Origin of the sequence: Clostridium psychrophilum (assembly GCF_018861705.1) — a bacterium.
Lineage (GTDB): Bacteria > Bacillota > Clostridia > Clostridiales > Clostridiaceae > Clostridium_AD > Clostridium_AD psychrophilum.
In genome coordinates this window covers 1-20,600 of sequence record NZ_JAHLEC010000057.1, presented here as the reverse complement: position 1 = coordinate 20,600, position 20,600 = coordinate 1, and the positions used below count along the sequence as shown (strand labels likewise).

The window sequence follows — 20,600 nt, the reverse complement described above, 5'->3', positions numbered from 1 at the left end:
TTTGGTGATGTAGTCATCACTTTGGTGATGTAGTCATCACTTTGGTGATGTAGTCATCACTTTGGTGATGTAGTCATCACTTTGGTGATGTAGTCATCACTTTGGTGATGTAGTCATCACTTTGGTGATGTTTATTATTACGTCTATATTCACAATTGTTTATTAAAATCCATTTTCCTCAAGAAAACTTTTACTAATAGATTTCTTTTCGATTGGAGCATTACGATATAAAAATAGTTTCTCAACATACTTTGCCATCATATCAGTTTCAAGATTAACTTTGTCTCCTATTTTCTTCGTTACTAATGTAGTTTCATCTTTTGTATGAGGTATTATTGAAACTTTAAAAATTTTTTCATTCACATATGCTACAGTTAAACTAATACCATCAATTGCTATTGAACCTTTATGTACAATATATTTTAATATATCCTTTGAAGTTTCAACAGACACCCATGTTGCATTATCTTCAATACTTAGGTCACTAATAGTTCCTATTCCATCAATATGTCCACTCATTATATGACCACCCAGCCTATCACAAGCCCTAAGTGCCCTTTCTAAATTAATTTGTGAACCAGTCTTTAAGTTTCCTAAATTACTACACCTCATAGTCTCTGCCATTACATCAACACTAAAGCTATTTTTATTAAATTCTGTTACAGTGAGACATACTCCATTGGTACTAATGCTATCTCCAAGTTCTAAGCCACACATAACCTTTTCAGCCTTTACGGTGATTCTTGCAGATTTAGAACCTTTTACAATAGACTTTATCTCTCCAATTTCCTCAATTAAACCCGTAAACATCTATTCACCCCCTTTGCTTTTTTAGTATTGACAAAGAATTACTCAGGTTTCTTAATATACCCTTCTATCATAATATCTTCATTGAACCTAGTGACTTTAGTATCCATAATCATGATAGAATCCTTAACACAATCAATCCCCACACCTCCAACTGGAGTTTTGCAAGATGTGCCCCCAAACATTTTTGGTGATATAAATGTAATAACTTTATCAACTATACCTTTATCTAATGCAGAGTAATTTAAAGTACTTCCTCCCTCAAGAAGAATGCTATCTATTCCCATCTTACCAAGTGCTCCCATTAAAAAATTTAGGTCTACCCATTTATCTTTACTTGGAGTTACAATAACTTTAGCACCCTTTTGTTTTATTGCTTCAATTTTAGTGTCGCTCGCAAATTTTGTTGTAACTAAAATAGTTTTTGTTTTTTCATCACATCTCAATACCTTTGAATCTAGAGGTGTTTTTGCTGTGCTGTCTATAATTATTCTTATCGGATTTTTACTAATAACACCTTGTCTTCTTGTAGTAAGCTGCGGATCATCACTTAATACAGTTCCAATTCCCACCATAATTCCAGTTACCATATTTCTTAATTCATGCACATAAGCTCTAGATTTTTCATTACTTATCCACTTTGAATCCCCAGTAGAAGTTGCTATTTTTCCATCCATTGTCATAGCCGTTTTCATAATGCAAAATGGTTTCTTCTGTGTTATATATTTTATAAATATTTCATTTGTTTTTCTTATTTCCTTTTCCATTATGCCTGTAGTAACTTCTATGCCAGCTTTTTTCAGGATTTCTATACCTTTTCCTGAAACTAATGGGTTAGGGTCTATCATACCAACTACAACTTTGGCTATTTTATTTCGAACTATAGCCTCAGCACAAGGAGGTGTTTTACCATAGTGTGCACATGGTTCTAGTGTTACATACATTGTTGCACCTTCTACATCGTAGTCCACGTTCTTAAAAGCATTTTCTTTTGCATTTGCAAAAGCGTTGACTTCTGCATGTGGTCCACCAAAATGTTCATGGTAACCTTCACCAATTATTTTGTTATTTTTTACAATAACAGCACCAACTAATGGATTAGGATTTACGAATCCCACTGCTTTTTTCGATAATTCAAGTGCTCTTGCCATATAATACTTTTCCAAATTATCACCTTCCTAAGTCTATAATAGTAATGCTAATCTTTATTATTTCTATATTCTTAGTATGTATACCTTAAGTCAAATAAAATCTCACAAAATAATAAGAGCCCTGAAAACAATGTTTTCAGGGCTTTTTAAGCTAATTATATATTTAGTTTCATCATCTTCGATGCTTTAATTACCATCAAAAGTGTTCACTAAATAAATGTGCGTTGAACATACAAAATCAATTTATTAACTAACTTTATAGTTAATAAAGAAAATCTTCCATATTCATCGCGTCTCCTTCTTTCATCCAGACTTTACTGTCGGCTCTGGAATTAAACCAGATCTACCTTTCGGCTCACGGGCTATACCGCCGGTTGGGAACTTACCCCACCCTGAAGGATTTATTCAATTTTCAATTTCAGAATAACACTTTATTATTTTAATGTCAACTTAGTAAAACGAATAAATTCTTTGTATATTCATTTTATTATTTCCACAATTATCTTCATAATTATTTTTGATTTTTGCTTTACAAAGTTAACGTGATAAAGTAAAATGATACTAATAGGATTTATAAAGGAGTGTTCAAAATGAAAATGAAATTTAAATTAATAATAATGGCAATACTTTCAACCGCTATTTTAACTGCTTGTGGAAACACCCCCACAGCTGATAATTCATTAAAAGATATACAAAATAAAAAAGAATTAGTAGTTGGTCTTGATGATAATTTCCCACCAATGGGTTTTAGAGGAAAAAATGGTGAAATAGTTGGTTTCGATATTGACATGGCAAAAGAAGTCGGAAAAAGAATGGGGGTTAAAGTTACCTTTAAACCTGTAGAATGGGACGGTATTATATTAAGTTTAAATAATAAAGATATTGATGTTATATGGAATGGATTAACTATAACAGATACAAGAAAAAAACAAATTGCATTTTCTAGTGTGTATGTTCAAAACAAACAAATAATTGTCGTAAATAGCAAATCAAAAATTTCAAATAAAAGTGATATGAGTGATAAAACTATAGGACTGCAATTAGGAAGTAGCAGTGAAATTGCCCTTACTAAGGATACTGTACTCTCTAAATCAGTAAAAGATATTAAAAAATATTCAAACAACACAGAGGCGCTACTCGACTTAAACGCTGGGCGTATTGATGCTGTTGTAATTGATGAAGTAGTTGGAAGATACTATGTTAGCAAAAAACCTGGAATGTATAAGGTACTTGACGAAAATCTAGGTGTAGAAGATTATGCCGTAGGTATAAGGAAAAATGATGTTAACTTTACTACAGAACTAAATAAACAACTAGCAGAAATCAAAAAAGATGGAACCGCAAACACTATTTCAAAAAAATGGTTTGGGAAAGATATTATTTATAAATAACAAATTATTACTCAAATATTCATAACTTAGAATGTTTGAGTAATACTAATGATTTTGATTATTTTAAAGGAGTGTTATATTTGGGAAATTACATAGACATTACATCTTATATTCTACAGGGAGGTCTCCTTACAATTGAAGTATATATTGCAACAATAATATTTTCCATACCACTTGGAATATTAGGTGCATTAATTAAGGTTTCAAATTTAAAAATACTTAACAAGGCCGTAGACATCTATACTTGGTTATTTCGTGGAACGCCCTTACTTCTTCAACTTTTTTTCACATATTTTGGTCTGCCAATTATTGGAATAAAGCTCTCTCCTTTCACTGCTGCTGCACTTACCTTTTCTTTAAATTACGGAGCTTACTTTACTGAAATATTTAGATCAGGTATTCAATCTATAGATAAAGGTCAATATGAAGCTGCTAAAGTATTGGGACTAAGTTATAGACAAACTATGTCAAAGATAATATTGCCACAAGCATTTAAACGAATAATTCCACCTATGTGTAACGAGGCAATTACTCTAATAAAAGATACAGCCTTACTCGCTGCAATCGGACTTCAAGATATATTAAGAGCCGCTAGAGAAATTGTAACTCGTGATTTTACAATTACTCCTTTTATTATTGCCGCAATAATTTATTTAATATTTACTTCAGTAATCGTAATGGCTTTCAGAAAGCTTGAAAAGAAATACTCTATTTACGAATAAAGAAAATTAAGTTTACATATAAAGAATTTCTAAACATATGAAGGATGGTGATAGTATGGATTTCCTTAAGATATCTAATATAAATAAAAGTTACGATAAAAACCAGGTTTTAAAAAATGTATCCCTAAGTCTAAAAAAGGGCGAAGTAATATCAATTATTGGTCCCTCAGGTTCTGGTAAAAGTACACTACTTAGATGTATAAGCTCCCTTGAACACATGGATAATGGCCTTATTGAATTTAATGGTGTTACAATAGCACAGGCTCAGAAGAAACTTAATACAACGCAAGTTGTTAATGCTTATAAAAAAATAGGTATGGTTTTTCAAAACTTTAATTTATTTCCTCATAAAACTGTGCTAGAAAATATAATTCAGGCTCCTATTATAGTAAATAATATGACTAAAAAGGATGCCATAGAAATTGCAAAAAAACTACTTGTAAAAGTTGATTTATTAGATAAAATTGATTCCTATCCCTGCACCCTATCTGGTGGTCAAAAGCAAAGAATTGCTATTGCTAGATGCCTTGCTATGAATCCTGATTTAATTTTATTCGATGAGCCAACCTCTGCATTAGACCCTAGACTTGTAGGCGAAGTATTAAAGGTTATTAGAGGTCTTGCACTCGAAAAAATTTCGCTCATTGTAGTCACACACGAGATGCAATTTGCAAAGGAAATATCAGATAAAATTATCTTTATGGAAAACGGCGAAATACTAGAGAATTCAGTTCCTGAATTGTTATTTTCAAATCCTAAACATGAAAGAATAAAGCAATTTTTGAATTTGTCATAAAATAGCATTATAAAAAAACAAATGAGATTAATTAATTAAACTCATTTGTTTTTTGCTAAATTATACTAATAACTTTCAATTCCCGGGAAATATATTCTTTTCGTTAACATATGTCATACACTATACGACAAATCAATATTAAGATCCTTTTAACAACATTTCAGAAAGAAAGTTTGCTACTACTAAAAGTAGAAGTCTAAATCTCCTTCTGAAATCGTTAATATTGCAGCGACCCAGGAGATAATTTAATTATTACAAAGTATTACAAAGTATTATAAATATTTATAGGCCTTAAATACATAAATACTAAGCCATAGTTGAACTATACTAAGCAGCAATAATTCCACAGTCGCTAAGTACCATTCTCCAAGTATCATTATTTGAGTTATAAGGCTTATAAATAATATTCCGCCCATTACTACAGACATAACCCATGACTTACTATTTTCTTTTTTCAAGCAAAAAATTGCTGCTAATAAATTCCCAAGTCCGAATAATACAATTGCAATTAATCCAGGAGTAACCCAGCTTCCAAAAGGAACTTTAGCTAGCCATTCTCTGGGATATTGTATGAACATTTGACTATTTGAGCTTGACATATCTACTCCAATATAAATAGCTCCAAATGCTAAAATCATGTCATAAATGCCTAATAAATTCACACCTACTTTTTTCATTCTACATTACCTCCTGTAAAATAAATATATTTTATATTTATTTAAAACTTATTATATCTGTTTTCCAAATATTCATTGAGCCATACCCATAATCTAATTGCATTCTATCCTCATCTAGCCATTTTATCTTATATTCATCATTTGAGAATGGTCTATACCCATCATCTGTTGTAATACTTTGATTTATAGGTTTTATAAAAATTCCATACTTCCTTTCATAAAAACTAGTACTCCCACTCAGTAACCAAGACGTTTCTTCTGCCACCAAAATTCTACTATTGTTTTTATATGGATTTTGAAAGTAGAAATATTTATTTCCTGAAAAACCAAACATGTACAAAAATATAATAGGAATTAAACAAATAACAGATAACACACCGCAAATTTTTTTTAACAACTTATATTTTCTATAATTAAAAAAATAAATTGGTGATAATAGTAAAAATGAACTTAAAATCAGTCTTATAAAATTTGCACTCAATCCAAATACAAGTAATCGTAATCCACAAAACCATTCAATGAAAAATTGAAGTATTAGTAATATTATAAATAAGTTCCATACCATTTTAACCTTCAGCTTTTTCTTAATTCTATTTTCCATGTCTTCCTCCTTATTATAATAATACCCTTCGGCCACAATAGCTCATTTACAATTAACTTATTAATAATATTTTCCATAATTTCAATGCTGATTCAATCTTACTACTCATTCAATCTTACTACTTATTTAATTAATTATCAACACTTTTTTATTGTTTTTCAATATAAATATATCGTAAAACATAATTAGTGTTTTACAATATTGTTGTTAACAATATAAATGTATCTTTTAATCATAGCTTTTGATATAATATAATATAATATAATTAATGCTTGTGACTTAATTTCAATTTTATATATTTTATATTGAACAAATATTTATAAACATATCAATATTAAATGTAATAAAGAAAGGATGATTTAATTAAGATGCCTTATTATTTAACAAGTTCTATGAATTTGGGATGGGATCAATTTTTTATAACTGTTTCAATATCCTCAGACCCTACTTTCCAGATTTTGATAACCCTATTGGGTTTCATTATATTATATTTATTGAATAACAAATTGGAAGCTATATGCTGTGTATTTAATATTGGCATTACTGGTTTTACCAATTTGCTACTCAAAAACATTGTACAGAGATCTAGACCCACTGGTATCAAACTTGTTGAAGCTCATGGTTATAGTTTTCCAAGTGGCCATTCTTCTATTTCTACAGCTATTGGTATTGTTCTTATTTACTTTATAATTAAGCGAATTAAAAATAAAAAAATTGCTTATTTATTAAGTAGTATTATAGCTACATACCTAGTTCTTGTAGGTATTAGTAGGGTTCATGTGGGTGCCCACTATCCAACCGATGTTCTGGGTGGGTGGTTTATTGCTATAGTATGGTCTTATATTTCTATAGCTGCTTATAAGCTTTGTAAACGCATAGGAGTAGACAAGTATCTAGATAAACATTTTACTATTAAGTTTAATAATCAAAAGATAAATTGAAATTTATGTAATACAAATAAAAGCCTGTAAAATTAAAGTAAGCTAACAAAGATATTATATCTTTGTTAGCTTACTTTAATAAATTACATATTTATTTATAAATTTCCATGTCGGCTATAGCTTTTTCAACCAATTTATCAATGTCTAAAACTGATTCAGACTTAGTTATTTCAATTAACCTTGGTTTAGTTTTCGGATGTTTAGGAACAAAAATAGTACAACAATCCTCGAAAGGTAAAATGGATGTTTCATAAGTATCTATTTCCCTTGAAACTTCTATAATATCTACTTTATCCATAGCAATAAGTGGTCTAAACACTGGTCTATCAGAAACATCATCACTTACTACAAGGCCCTCCATAGTTTGACTAGCCACTTGCCCTACACTTTCTCCAGTTGTTACTGAATTAATACCAAATTTTTCAGCAAGTGCACAGGCAAGCCTCATCATAAATCTTCTCATTATTATTGTTAATTCATCTTCTCTGCACTTTTCTATAATCTGCATTTGAATTTCAGTAAAAGGCACTACATACAATGTTAGTTTTCCAGTATATCCTTTTAATATGTTAGTTAACTGCTTTACCTTATCTTTCGCTCTCTCACTAGTATATGGATGACTGTGATAATAAACTGCACTAACTTCTACCCCACGTCTTGCCATCATATAGCCAGCAACAGGAGAATCTATACCTCCAGATAACATGAGCATAGTACTACCATTCATACCATAAGGCAAACCACCTACTGCCTTTATTCTCTTAGCATAGATATATGCCATGTTTCTTATTTCAACATTTATAACGCATTCTGGATTATGGACATCCACACTTACATCTTTATTATTTTGTAATATATAAGATCCAGCTTTTCTACTTACGTCCATAGATCCTGGGCTAAAATCTTTGTTTGCTCTATTAGTTTGTACTTTAAAAGTTTTAGCTGAAGTCTCTTGTAACTCTAGTAGTGTTTGTTTTACAATGCTATCTAATGTTGCTTCAACCTGCGTAACTACACATATTTCCATTACCCCAAAAACATTTTTAACTTTTTCTATAATTTGTTCCATTTGCTCTGAATATATAAACCATCTTCCAGTGTCTTCAACAAATTCATAGCTTAAGTCCTTAATTACATTTTTTATATTATCTTTAAGTTTTTTCTCAAATTTACCTCTGTTAAGACCTTTTAAAAATATCTCAGGTGCAAATTTTACAAGTATTACTTTTTTCATCTTTTGACACTCCTCTGCTTCTTATAAAAACTTACCAATTATCTTTTGTTAAGTTTTCTTAAAAATTTTAGTGATTTATTCAGTTCAATTATAACATAATCCACTTCATCTTTATTATTGAATTCCGAAAAACTAAACCTTATAGTTCCTGCTTGCTGGTCTTTAGTTCTCCCTATCGCCGTTAATATTTCACTACTTTTGTGGCTTTTAGATGAACATGCGGAACCTGTAGACACATATATTCCTTTTTGCTCTAAAGCATGAAGAAGTACTTCCCCTTTTACTCCAAGAAAAGATACACTTAAAATATAAGGTGTAAAATTAGCTTCTAATTTACTATTTATTAAAATATCATTAACTTTAGACAATTCCTCTATAAAATATTTCTTTAGCTCTAAAACTTTATTAAAATTCTCATGTCGATTTTTCAATATAATCTCAGAAGCAGTCCCAAACCCAACTATACCTGCAAGATTTTCTGTACCAGATCTTAGATTTTTTTCTTGACCTCCACCACATATTAGGCACTTTGGTATAAGCCCCTTTCTTACATATGCGAATCCAACTCCACGTGGTCCATGAATTTTGTGTGCACTAGTAGATAATAAATCGATATTACACTTTTGTACATCAATTGGGATTTTTCCATAACTTTGTACTGCGTCTACATGAAATTTAGCTCTACTGCTTTTTTCTTTAATTAATTTTCCAATAAGCTCAATGTCCTGCATTACCCCTATTTCATTATTAACATGCATTACACTAACAACTTGTGTTTCCTTATTTATACTATTTATAAGAGCCTCTACATCAATCCTGCCATTATCATCAACATCAATATAAGTAACTTTTACTCCAGAATCTTCAAGTGACTTAAAAGTGTTTAATACACTTGGATGTTCTATTTTTGTAGTTATTATATTTAAAGACCTTTTAGCGAATCCCTTTATAAGGAAATTATTGCTCTCACTGCCTCCTGATGTGAATATTATTTCATCACTACTCGCATTTATACTTTCAGCAATTTTTAACCGCATCTCCCTAAGTTTTTGTTCTGCCTTAAAACCTAAACTATGAGCTGAAGATGGATTTCCATAATAGTTTTTCATTGTACTACATACTTCCTCTATAACTTTATCATAAGGCATAGTAGTTGCACTGTTATCTAAATATATTTCCATGTTTTTATCTCGCTCCTCTTACGTAACACACTAAATACGTTCATTAATTCTTAGTCTTTTACTCTGCATTATTTAATTATAAATATGTTAATTATCAATGTCAATGGATATAAAAGAAAGTATATGCTACTTTCTTTCACAAGGACTAAAGTATGGAAATTCTATGGTAATGCCTGATACATTCTCATCTTTTATTTTAGGTTAATACTTATTTCTATGTTAAAATAAATTGCATCATCATTTATATATGTCAATAATTTATTTTTCTTTAAGGAAGTGATAACAATGATAAATATGAGCAAAAAAAAGAGTGTTATAGCGGATATATCCTTGTTAATAGTGGCCATAATTTGGGGTGGAGGTTTTATAGCTGTAAAAGGTGCCTTAGATAGCTTCTCGCCTTTTTATATAATGGCAATGCGGTTTGGCATTTCTGTGATAATTATGTTGTTTATTTTTAGGAAAAGAATTAAACACATAACTATTTATGAGGTAAAAGTTGGGTCACTTGTTGGACTTCTTTTATTCCTAGGCTTTGCAGCTCAAACTGTTGGTATGAAATATACAACTGCTGGTAAAAATGCTTTTCTTACTGGAACTAATGTAATTATTGTTCCCTTTCTATATTGGATAATTAGCAAGAAAAAGCCAGATACATTCTCATTAGTATCGGCTTTTATGTGTTTTATTGGTATAGGAATGTTAACGTTAGATGGTGGATTGCATATTGGACTAGGTGATAGTTTGACACTTCTATGTTCAGTGTTTTTTGCTGCCCATATTGTTTCCGTTGAATATTTTATTAAGAATGTAGATCCCATATTACTGGTAATAATACAATTAGGTTCTGCTGGTATATTTTCAATTATATCTGCACTTATCTGTGAACCAGTACCACATTCTTTAAATTCAGGTACAATATTTGCTATTTTTTATCTAGCCGTTTTTAGCACTATGATTGCATTTATTATACAAAATATAGCTCAAAAATATACTACCTCTACCCATGCTGCTATTATTTTATGTCTAGAATCAGTGTTTGGCTCTATTTTTTCTGTTACAATACTACATGAAATATTTACATTTAAAATGATTTTAGGATGTTTAACTATATTAATTGCAATTATAACAACAGAAACTAAATTGAGCTTTTTAAAACCTCAAAAATCGAAAACAGATAGGAAAACTGTTAATTAATGAATTGAAATAATTATAATGTTATAATAACATGACATACTTAAAATAAGATAAGAGGCGACAATCATGAAATGGATACGAAAAGATGTACTTAATTTAACAGCTCCAATAGTAACGGAACAATTATTTATTATATCTTTAGGTATGGTAAATACTATGATGGCAGGACATATAGGAAAGGAAGCAGTTTCTGCAATTGGTATGGTTGATTCTATAAATAATATATTTATAGCATTTTTTACTGCTCTTGCAATTGGCGGTATGGTTGTTGTCGCTCAATTTATTGGACAACAAAATATAAAAAAAGCTAATGCTACTATGAAACAGACTCTTTATTGTGGACTTATAATATCTTTTTTAGTAACTATTATAATGTGGTTATGCCAAGGGCCTATAATTGCTATGCTTTTTGGCTCAGCGGACTCTATAGTAATAAATAATGCACACACATATTTAGGTATAACTTTGCTTACTTATCCATTAATAACTATTGATGTAGTTGGAGATGGGCTACTTCGTGGAGCTGGTGATACAAAAACTCCTATGAAAATAAGCATTTTAATGAACATAATAAATGTAAGTCTAACCTTTACTTTTATAAATATTTTAGGAATGGGAGTAGTCGGAGCAGCACTTGGTATCGCTATTGCAAGGGTTAGTGGCGGTATTATTATATTAATAGTTCTTATAAGAGGTTCAAAAATCTTAAAATTAACAAATATAAAAAAATTCAAATTTGATAAATCACTATTAAAACCTATATTCGGAATTGGCTTGCCTGCAAGTTTAGAGTCCTTAATGTTTAATGGTGGAAAATTGATCACTCAAATTTACATAGTAGATATGGGAACTATTTCTATCGCTTCAAATGTAATTGCTGGCTCCATTGCTAATCTACTTAATGTACCAGGAAATTCTTTATGTATCGCAGCAACTGCTTTTGTTGGCAAATATATGGGAAAAGGGGAAAGAAATGAGGCGCAGCATTCACTATCATATATTACGAAGCTATCAACTGTTTTATTAACTGCAGTTGCCTTAATGTTCATCCCCTTTGCTGGGAAGTTTGTATCACTATACACTAATAATAAGGAAATAATTCATTTAGCATCTACTGTAATTATAGTAAATTCTTTATGTATACCAATATGGTCAGTCGCTTTTGTATTACCTGCAGGGTTAAAAGGCGCTGGGGATGTAAAATATACATTGATAACTACAATTATAGGAATGTGGGCTTTCAGAATTACATTAGGTTATTTACTAGGGATTGTATTAAATTTCGGATTAGTAGGAGTATGGCTTGGTATGATTATTGATTGGGTGGTTCGTGGTTCACTTTATTATATACGATTTAAAAAAGGTAAATGGAAACTTAAGACTGTCATAAATATGAAAACAAGCACCTAACCTAATTATCAATAAATGAGATTGATTTAATAAATTATACATTATTAAATCTATTAGACATGATATAATGATATAGCAAGGCAACTGAGAAACTAAAATAAAAATATTCAAAGGGTGGGTGAAATATGAACATAGCTTTTTTTCTTACGCCTAAAAACCAAGTTGTTTATGAAAATCCAAAATCTACTATGAGACAAGCCCTAGAACGAATGGAGTACCATAGGTATACCTCTGTACCATTAGTAAATGGAACAGGTAAATATGTAGGTACTTTAACTGAGGGCGATTTGTTATGGAAATTAAAAAATACTCCCAATTTAAGTTTTAATGATACAAATAAAATTATAATTCAAGAAATTCCAAGACATATCTCTAACAAAGCTGTATTAATTAGTGCTGACATTGAAAGCTTAATATCACTCGCAAAAGATCAAAATTTTGTTCCTGTTGTAGATGATAATGGAGTTTTTATAGGGATAATCAAAAGAAGTGATATAATAACTTATTGTTATAATTTATTATACAAAAACAAAGAACTAAAAAATTAAGATAAATAGCTTAGTAATACCTATTTTAATAAGTACATAATTAAAAAAGCACATATACTAGGTTATACCTAGTGTAAGTGCTTTTCATTTTATAAACTACTGGCTGCTTCTTTATCCAATATAATGGTTACATCATTATGAAGTTGAAGAATTGAAGCAGGTATATTAGGATTTATTTTACCATTAACAGCTCTTTCTATAGCCTTGGCTTTATTTAATCCACTAGCTAGCAATATAATCTTTTTAGAGTTCATTATAGTCTTTATTCCCATACTTATAGCTTTTACTGGTACATCATTTATAGATTTGAAGAACCTAGAATTAGCTTTTATTGTTTCTTCCTCTAGATTAACTAAATGCGTTTCTGCCTCGAAATTTACATTTGGTTCATTAAAACCAATATGACCATTTCCACCAATGCCTAGCACTTGCATATCTATGCCACCAAGTTCTTTTATTTTGGTTTCATATTCATTGCAACTAGTATTTACATCTTTTTCCATACCATTAGGCATATAAATATTTTCTCTTACTATGTTTATATTGTTAAATAAATTAGCATTCATGAAATAATAGTAACTTTGATGATTTTCGTGATTAATTCCATAATATTCGTCCAAGTTAAAAGTTCTAACTTCCTTAAAATCTATATCTCTTTTGTTATATAATTTAGTTAGTTCTTTATACATTCCAATTGGAGTATCTCCAGTTGCAAGACCTAAAACACTATTAGGCTTTAACATAACCTGACTTGCAATCATTAATGCTGCTTTTTTACTCATTTCATCGTAATTATCCATAACTATTATTCTCATATTTGCACCGCCTCATTATAATACTCAAAATTTACTCTTGAGTTTTGTAAACTATCTTTCCTTCAACTATTGTAGTAAACACATCTACATTATCATTAAAAATAACTATATCTGCATCAAATCCGACCTCTAGACTTCCCTTTTTATCATCTATGTTGATAACTTTTGCTGGATTGAATGAAGCCATTGCAACTACATCATAAATTTTTAAATTGCTGTTATTGAACATGTTTAATACAGCCTTGTTTAAAGTTAAAACACTTCCAGCAAGCGTTCCATCCTCAAGCCTTGCAGCTCCATTTTTAACTATTACCTTTTGTCCACCAAGATCATAAATACCGTTTTTCATACAACCAGCTCTCATAGAATCTGTTATAAGTACCAGTTTATCTTTATGAACTGCATTTATAAGTATATTAAATATTGCTGGATGAACATGTATCAGATCTGCTATTAGCTCGCATGTTATATCGCTTGTAAATATTGCACCTACAACTCCCGGTTTTCTATGATTTAATGGAGTCATAGCATTAAATGTATGTGTCGCATGGGTTATTCCATCCTCAATTGCCTTCATTGTCTCCTCATAACTTGCATCTGAATGACCTACCGACAATGTTATTTTAGAATTATTTTTTACTTCTTTTATAAAACTATGATTCTCATCTTTTTCTGGAGCAAGTGTTATTATTTTAATAATATCCAAATAGTCCTTTATAATGTCATAATTTGGTTTTATGATATTATCCGCTTTCTGGGCACCTTTGTATTTTTCATTTATGAAAGGTCCTTCCATATGTACCCCTAGAATTTTTGCACCTTCTGTTTCTAGGCTCATTTCTTTTCTTACTGCATTTAATGCTTTGTATATACTTGTCGTATCCATAGTCATTGTAGTAGGTAAATAAGCTGTTACTCCATTAGCTGCTATTGTAGTGCCTATAGTTCTTAACGCTTTATCACTCGCATCCATAGTATCGTACCCACCAGAACCATGAATATGAATATCAATAAAACCAGGTGATACATATTCGTCTTTTGCATCTATTACTAATATTGCTTCCTTATATTTTGTCTTAAAATCTATTTGATATTGAAGGAAATTATCTTTACTGACAATGCCAACGATTTTTGTATCAAATATTATTACACTATCATAACTTATTCTATCTTTCATAATAAGTTTTCCATTAACTATTGCTTTGATATTCATCACCCCACGAAATATTTAATTATAAACAGTTATCATTTATTTTAAAGTTATTTGATATTTATACTTGTCACTTCTGTATATTGCCTTAGTTAATTCAATTGGTGTTTCATTTTTCAAATAGGTTGTTTGCCTAAATACTAATGCCAAAGCACCATTTTCTTGATTTAATAGTTTGCTTTCATATTCATTAAGCATTGTAGGTTCAATCGATTGTGTTGCCCTATATGGATGGTATCCATATATTTCACGAAATATACCATACAGTGGTTTATCTTCAACCATTTCTCTAGTCATTCCTTTATATAGAAAATATGGAAGACATGCTGTTTCAATTGCAACTGGATCTTTATCACTAAATCTAAGTCTTTTAATTTCAAATATTTTATCTTCATTTTCAGGCATTTTAAGTTCAATTTTGCATTGCTTTGTTGCTTTGATTATTTTGTAAGATAATATTATTGTTTTTGAAATCAGACCATTTTCCTCCATTTGCTCAGTAAAACCCTTAAGCCTTGATATTTCGCGGTTAACCTTTGGAACAGACACAAAAGTTCCTTTCCCTTGTTGCCTATAAATCAACCCCTCATTTACTAGAGACATTATAGCCTTATTTACCGTCATCCTACTTACCCCTTGGATTTCACAAAGTTCTCTTTCTGTCGGAATTGATTGACCTGGCTTTAAAACTTCATTTTCTATCATTTCTTGCAATATTTCTTTTATCTGATAATGAAGTGGAATAGGATTATCCTTTGACACCTTTTTCAAAACTTTCCCTCCTCATTTATATATGTTTTTGTATGTATTCATCATATTGTTATGTTGTCATGTTGTATATACCAATTATATATCATATTAATTTATTTTACAACCTATTTATATTCGTTATTAGATTTTTCATTAAAATATATAATGGTAAGTTACTTATTAATTTCCTTACTAAAGACTCTGCACCACAAAAAGTTTTAAATAATAATATTTCTACCTTTTAAAGTATAAAAGCTGCTATGAAACAATAAAACTTATAAAAAAAGGTTAACAAGAGTTTTACTTCTTGTTAACCTTTTTAATTTTTATTTATATATTTAAACCTTCATCGCTCTCATAGAATTTAACACTGCAATCAAAGCAACCCCTACATCTCCAAAAACTGCTTCCCACATATTTGCAAGTCCAAAAACTGCAAGAATCAAAATAATTGCCTTTACGCCTAGTGCAAATACAATATTTTGCATAACAATCTTCTTTGTTTTTTTTGCGATTTGGATAGCTAGTGCAATCTTTGATGGTTCATCTGTCATGATTACTATATCAGCTGCTTCTATTGCTGCGTCTGATCCTACTCCACCCATAGCTATTCCAATATCTGCCCTTGCAAGTACTGGTGCATCATTGATGCCATCTCCTACAAAAACAATTTTCCCTTTAGGCGATTTTTCTTTTTGAAGTTTCTCAAGTTTTTCTACCTTATCCTGTGGAAGGAGTTCTGAGTAAACTTCATCTACGAAAAGAGCCTTTCCAATGCTGCTGGCTATATCTTTATTATCACCAGTAAGCATTACTATTTTTTTAACACCCATAGACTTTAAACTTTTTATAGCAGAGATAGAATCATCTTTTATCTCATCAGAAATTATAATACTACCAACGTATTTATTGTCTATAGCTACATATATTATGGAACCAATATTTTCACCTTTAGTATAGGCTATTTTCTCACTATCCATGAGCTTTGAGTTACCAGCTAAGACATATTTTCCTTTTACTTTAGCTCTGATACCTTTCCCCGCTATTTCTTCTACATTCTCAATATCTTTTTTGTTTACTTCTTTACCATAAGCTTTTAGTATAGATGTTGCAATTGGATGATTAGAATAGCTTTCAACAAATGCTGCATACTCTAATAATTCGTCTTTGTTTATATCACCCTGTGCATGCATTTGTGTAACCTTAAATACTCCTTTAGTTAATGTTCCCGTCTTATCAAAAACCACCATTTCAACGCTATTTAGTGCCTCCAAGTAGTTTCCACCTTTAACCAAAATTCCATTTTTAGATGCACCACCTATTCCCCCAAAGAATCCTAGTGGGATAGATATTACTAAAGCACAAGGACAAGATACTACTAAAAATACCAATGCTCTATATATCCACTGCGAGAAAGTAGCACCAGGTATTAAAAGTGGTGGAATCAAAGCAAGTACAACTGCACTTATAACTACAATCGGAGTGTAATATCTTGCAAACTTAGTTATAAAGTTTTCAGTTGGTGCTTTTTTGCTACTAGCATTTTTAACTAAATCCAATATTTTTGCAAGCGTCGATTCCCCAAACTCTTTTTTTACCTCTATAGTTAATAACCCATTTTTATTTATACAACCTGCTAAAATTTCACCGCCAGTCTCAACTTCTCTTGGAACCGATTCACCAGTTAAGGCAGATGAATCTATTAACGAACTTCCTTCTATAACATTACCATCTAAAGGTACTTTTTCTCCTGGTTTTACTATTATGATATCGCCAATGTGTACCTCGTCTGGATCAACTATTACTATCTCATCATTAATTTTCTTATTAGCATAATCTGGCCTTATATCCATAAGTGCTGATATAGACTTTGTAGATTTATTTACAGCCATATCCTGAAAAAATTCACCTACTTGATAAAAAAGCATAACCCCAACGCCCTCTGGAAATTGTCCTATAGAAAACGCTCCCACGGTTGCAAGTGCCATCAAGAAATTTTCATCAAAAACTTCTCCTCGCAATATATTTTTTATAGCAACTATTAATACGTCTCCACCAATTAATAAATAACTTATAAGATATAATGAAAATTCAAGAAAGTAATCTAATTTTAATATAACTGCTATAATATAAATTGCAAACCCTACACAAAAGCGTATAATTTTATTTTTATTATTTCCTTCGTTCTCACCAGAATGTCCATTATCATGATTATGTGAATGTCCCTCATATTTAACTCCATGGACGTCCCTTTGTATAAAATTAACATCGGGCTCTATCCTCTTAACTATTTTTTTTGCTTCAACTATAATTTTTGATATTTTATCCTCGCTTTGAAATTGTATCACCAAATTTTTACTAATAAAGTTTATATTCGCATCAGATACTCCATCTAGCTTTTTACATTGTGCTTCAATTTTGTTTGCACAATTGACGCAACATAGACCATCTAAAATGAATTCTCTTTTTATTATAGTCTCCATTTCCTCGCCTCGCTTTCAAAGTATTTACGTTATTTTATATAATAAATTTATCTTTATGTAATAGAATATTACCTTAGTTCTTTTATGTGTATAAGTCCTTGATCAAATATTTGTTTAACATGCTGATCATCCAAAGAATAATAGACAACCTTACCATCACGTCTGTACTTAACAAGTCTAGCATTTTTAAGAACACGCAATTGATGTGAAATAGCTGATTGAGTCATAATAAGAAGCGCTGCTATATCACAAACACACATTTCAGTTTCAAAAAGCACACAAAGGATTTTAATTCTTGTACTATCTCCAAAAACCTTAAAAAGTTCTGCAAGATCCGATAAATTCTCTGCAGGTGGTATTAATCTTCTTACTTTTTCTATCTCATCTTCATGAACAGTTGCGCAGTGACAAAATTCTATATCTTTATCCATCTATTTTTTCCTCCTTCATGTGAACGTATGAATTATTGTTCATACGTTCATTATATGATACCCAACAATACTTGTCAACATTCCCTTAAAATATTTTTATTCAAAAAATTTAAAACTCCCGTCATGTTTTTTTACATGATAAATCATGTGTTTTCACGTGATGGGAGTTTTAATCTACTAAATTATATAAATTACTAACTATTAATGTTTCCTATGTTTTTAATGATTTCAGAAATTATATCAATTCTTTTAAACGGCGTAATAAGATAATACCCATCTACATAATCATGAATTTCTCTAGCAATATCCGTAGATATCTTAATTGCAAGAATAGTAGCTTCTTCTTTTGAAATATCCTTATATAACTCCGTTATTTCTTCAGAGACACTTATTCCTGAAATTTCATTATTCATAAAGCAAGCGTTCCTGTGACTTACAATTGGAATAATCCCACCTAAAATTTTAGCAGTTAATTCCCTGCGTGCTCGTTTTAAGTTCTCTACAGCTTGTTTTGATAAAATTGGTTGTGTTAAAAACATAGTTACACCATTTTCTATTTTCTTTTTTGCGTGTGCAAGTTGACTACTAAAATTAATAGCATTTACATTTAATGCACCACAAATATTAAAAGGTGATGAGAATGTTGTATCATTTAAATTAGTAATATAATTGGCGAGTATTACAGAATTGAAACTAAACATTGCCTTAACCTCATCACGCTCAGCTGTAGGCACCGGGTCTCCAGTTACCACTAAAACATTATTTACTCCCTCAATGCTTAACCCTAAAAGCAAGGCTTTTGTTGCATTAATATTTCTATCACGACAAGTCATATGAGGAATAGTTGTAATGTTAAGTTCTCTCTTTAACTTACAAGCAAGCAGGCTACTATCTACTCTAACTCTTGCAACAGGACAATCTGCAATGGTTATTGCATCAGCCCCTTGTTCTTTAAGGCTTTTAGCACTGTTCATAAAGAAATCTATTCCTGTATCCATTGGTGGATCGAGTTCTACCGCAATAATCTTTTCCCCAAGCCTAATTTTTTCAAGTAGAGAATTTTTAATAATTAATTTTTCAAACTGAATTTTCTCTCCTTTTATGGATGAAACAATTTCATGAGGAGATAGCCCTTCTATCTTGGCTACAGTTTCTCTTATAAACTCTGGAGTTGTACCGCAACACCCGCCTATTATAGCTACCCCTTGTTTTGCTATTTCAAGCATTTGACTTGCAAAATATTCTTTAGTATTACTAAAAAACATACGATTATTTATTACTGTGGGATACCCTGAGTTTGGCATAACAGAAATTGTTTTATTTTCTATATTAAGAGTTTTAATATATCTAAGTAAATGATTAGGCCCCAAAAAGCAATTAAAGCCGCACGCATCTATACTTGATATATTTGAAACCTTTTCAATAAATTTTTCACCTGATATACCAATCCTTGTAAACCCTTCAGGTGAAACTGCAAGTTCCATTAAAACATATGCATTTGAATTTTTCTCCTTAATATACTTTGATATCTCAACCATATATTCATAACTGCTAAAGGTCTCAAATATAAAGTTTGCTGCACCAAGCTTTAAAAACACATCTACTATTTCTTTATATGCCGTAAGTAAGCTTATCTTTTCTAGAACTGGAATAGGTCCAATATCTGCAAAAACTAAAACATCGGTATCCATTGCAGCCTCTTTAGCAATCTCATAACCTTTTACAATAACACTCCTCATTGTATTATAATCACTCTCAAGACTAATTTTATTTGCTCCAAATGTGTTAGTTTTAATCGCCTTGCAACCTGCATTTATATATTCCTTATGTATATTTAAAATGGTTTTTCTGTCATAAATATTAGCAAGCTCACATTTGGATAATGGATTTTTACAAACACTTGCGTAATATGTACCCATTGCACCATCAAAAATTAATGGTCTTTCATTAATATTCATATGTTCCCCCCGTATTTTTTAAACTATCTAATTATAATTGAAATTTTTCAAATTAATCAAGCAAAATATTCTGCTTTTATTATAACTCCAACTAACAATATATTGCTATATTTTACTGACCAATAGAAATTAATACTCAAAGCCAGGAAAATCATATAATTTTCCTGGCTTTCTTTTACTTATAACATGATTATCCCACAAAAAGCTTGTAATTACTTCCAAACGTAGTAATTATGATATAATAATATCAAAATCAGTACGTAGAGGAGGATTACTATGTTTTGCAAAAATAACGTT

The 20,600-nt window shown here is 30.4% G+C and carries 19 protein-coding genes and 1 riboswitch; of the genes, 7 read left to right on the top strand and 12 right to left on the bottom strand.

Translation table 11 applies throughout. From position 1 onward, the window contains the following. Window positions 1-162: 162 nt before the first annotated feature. The gene (locus tag KPL38_RS12215) at window positions 163-810 is read right to left on the bottom strand and encodes a riboflavin synthase (RefSeq protein ID WP_216289411.1); all 648 of its coding nucleotides are present in this window, start codon (window positions 808-810) and stop codon (window positions 163-165) included. Window positions 811-848: 38 nt separating this feature from the next. Further along, window positions 849-1,973: a bifunctional diaminohydroxyphosphoribosylaminopyrimidine deaminase/5-amino-6-(5-phosphoribosylamino)uracil reductase RibD gene (gene ribD, locus KPL38_RS12210; protein WP_216289410.1), complete on the bottom strand. Its 1,125-nt coding sequence runs from the start codon at window positions 1,971-1,973 to the stop codon at window positions 849-851. 276 nt (window positions 1,974-2,249) lie between these two features. After that, window positions 2,250-2,362, bottom strand: a riboswitch (FMN riboswitch). 186 nt (window positions 2,363-2,548) lie between these two features. On the opposite strand from ribD, the gene KPL38_RS12205 reads away from it, so the two are divergent. The 3 genes from KPL38_RS12205 (at window position 2,549) to KPL38_RS12195 (ending at window position 4,867) form a co-directional block, all read left to right on the top strand. Further along, the gene (locus KPL38_RS12205; protein ID WP_246577946.1) at window positions 2,549-3,349 is read left to right on the top strand and encodes an amino acid ABC transporter substrate-binding protein; all 801 of its coding nucleotides are present in this window, start codon (window positions 2,549-2,551) and stop codon (window positions 3,347-3,349) included. Window positions 3,350-3,429: 80 nt separating this feature from the next. Beyond that, window positions 3,430-4,071: an amino acid ABC transporter permease gene (locus KPL38_RS12200; protein ID WP_216289408.1), complete on the top strand. Its 642-nt coding sequence runs from the start codon at window positions 3,430-3,432 to the stop codon at window positions 4,069-4,071. Window positions 4,072-4,126: 55 nt separating this feature from the next. Then, window positions 4,127-4,867, top strand: coding sequence for an amino acid ABC transporter ATP-binding protein (locus KPL38_RS12195; protein WP_216289407.1), 741 nt, complete (start codon window positions 4,127-4,129; stop codon window positions 4,865-4,867). Window positions 4,868-5,139: 272 nt separating this feature from the next. Here the strand turns inward: KPL38_RS12195 and KPL38_RS12190 are convergent, their stop codons facing one another. Then, a complete protein-coding gene (locus tag KPL38_RS12190; protein ID WP_216289406.1) occupies window positions 5,140-5,544 on the bottom strand; it encodes a hypothetical protein in 405 nt (134 codons plus the stop codon). Between the two features lie 37 nt (window positions 5,545-5,581). Continuing rightward, window positions 5,582-6,145: a hypothetical protein gene (locus KPL38_RS19715; RefSeq protein ID WP_246577945.1), complete on the bottom strand. Its 564-nt coding sequence runs from the start codon at window positions 6,143-6,145 to the stop codon at window positions 5,582-5,584. Window positions 6,146-6,639: 494 nt separating this feature from the next. On the opposite strand from KPL38_RS19715, the gene KPL38_RS12180 reads away from it, so the two are divergent. Next, on the top strand, window positions 6,640-7,086 hold the full coding sequence (locus tag KPL38_RS12180; RefSeq protein WP_216289405.1) for a phosphatase PAP2 family protein: 447 nt from the start codon (window positions 6,640-6,642) through the stop codon (window positions 7,084-7,086). 91 nt (window positions 7,087-7,177) lie between these two features. On the opposite strand, the gene thiI is transcribed toward KPL38_RS12180, so the two are convergent. Both thiI and KPL38_RS12170 read right to left on the bottom strand, forming a co-directional pair. Further along, entirely contained in the window at window positions 7,178-8,320 is a 1,143-nt protein-coding gene (thiI, locus tag KPL38_RS12175) for a tRNA uracil 4-sulfurtransferase ThiI (RefSeq protein ID WP_216289404.1), read from the bottom strand. 38 nt (window positions 8,321-8,358) lie between these two features. Further along, a complete protein-coding gene (locus KPL38_RS12170; RefSeq protein WP_216289403.1) occupies window positions 8,359-9,501 on the bottom strand; it encodes a cysteine desulfurase family protein in 1,143 nt (380 codons plus the stop codon). Window positions 9,502-9,786: 285 nt separating this feature from the next. Here KPL38_RS12170 and KPL38_RS12165 point away from each other — a divergent pair, with 285 nt between their 5' ends. The 3 genes from KPL38_RS12165 (at window position 9,787) to KPL38_RS12155 (ending at window position 12,656) form a co-directional block, all read left to right on the top strand. Further along, complete coding sequence (locus tag KPL38_RS12165; protein WP_216289402.1) at window positions 9,787-10,698, top strand: DMT family transporter; 912 nt, start codon at window positions 9,787-9,789, stop codon at window positions 10,696-10,698. A gap of 66 nt (window positions 10,699-10,764) precedes the next feature. After that, entirely contained in the window at window positions 10,765-12,108 is a 1,344-nt protein-coding gene (locus tag KPL38_RS12160) for an MATE family efflux transporter (RefSeq protein WP_216289401.1), read from the top strand. Window positions 12,109-12,233: 125 nt separating this feature from the next. Beyond that, window positions 12,234-12,656, top strand: a complete 423-nt coding sequence (locus KPL38_RS12155; RefSeq protein ID WP_216289400.1) for a CBS domain-containing protein — start codon at window positions 12,234-12,236, stop codon at window positions 12,654-12,656. Between the two features lie 89 nt (window positions 12,657-12,745). Here KPL38_RS12155 and nagB read toward each other — a convergent pair whose 3' ends face one another. From nagB to KPL38_RS12125, 6 genes are all read right to left on the bottom strand, one after another. Next, entirely contained in the window at window positions 12,746-13,471 is a 726-nt protein-coding gene (nagB, locus tag KPL38_RS12150) for a glucosamine-6-phosphate deaminase (protein ID WP_216289399.1), read from the bottom strand. 31 nt (window positions 13,472-13,502) lie between these two features. Then, entirely contained in the window at window positions 13,503-14,678 is a 1,176-nt protein-coding gene (nagA, locus tag KPL38_RS12145) for an N-acetylglucosamine-6-phosphate deacetylase (RefSeq protein WP_216289412.1), read from the bottom strand. Between the two features lie 42 nt (window positions 14,679-14,720). Then, window positions 14,721-15,452 (bottom strand): GntR family transcriptional regulator, encoded by a 732-nt coding sequence (locus KPL38_RS12140; protein ID WP_216289398.1) that lies wholly within the window; start codon window positions 15,450-15,452, stop codon window positions 14,721-14,723. A gap of 317 nt (window positions 15,453-15,769) precedes the next feature. Further along, window positions 15,770-17,914, bottom strand: coding sequence for a heavy metal translocating P-type ATPase (locus KPL38_RS12135; RefSeq protein ID WP_216289397.1), 2,145 nt, complete (start codon window positions 17,912-17,914; stop codon window positions 15,770-15,772). Window positions 17,915-17,982: 68 nt separating this feature from the next. Continuing rightward, on the bottom strand, window positions 17,983-18,345 hold the full coding sequence (locus KPL38_RS12130; protein WP_216289396.1) for an ArsR/SmtB family transcription factor: 363 nt from the start codon (window positions 18,343-18,345) through the stop codon (window positions 17,983-17,985). A 194-nt stretch (window positions 18,346-18,539) separates the two neighbouring features. Continuing rightward, the gene (locus KPL38_RS12125; RefSeq protein WP_216289395.1) at window positions 18,540-20,303 is read right to left on the bottom strand and encodes a bifunctional homocysteine S-methyltransferase/methylenetetrahydrofolate reductase; all 1,764 of its coding nucleotides are present in this window, start codon (window positions 20,301-20,303) and stop codon (window positions 18,540-18,542) included. Window positions 20,304-20,600 lie beyond the last annotated feature (297 nt).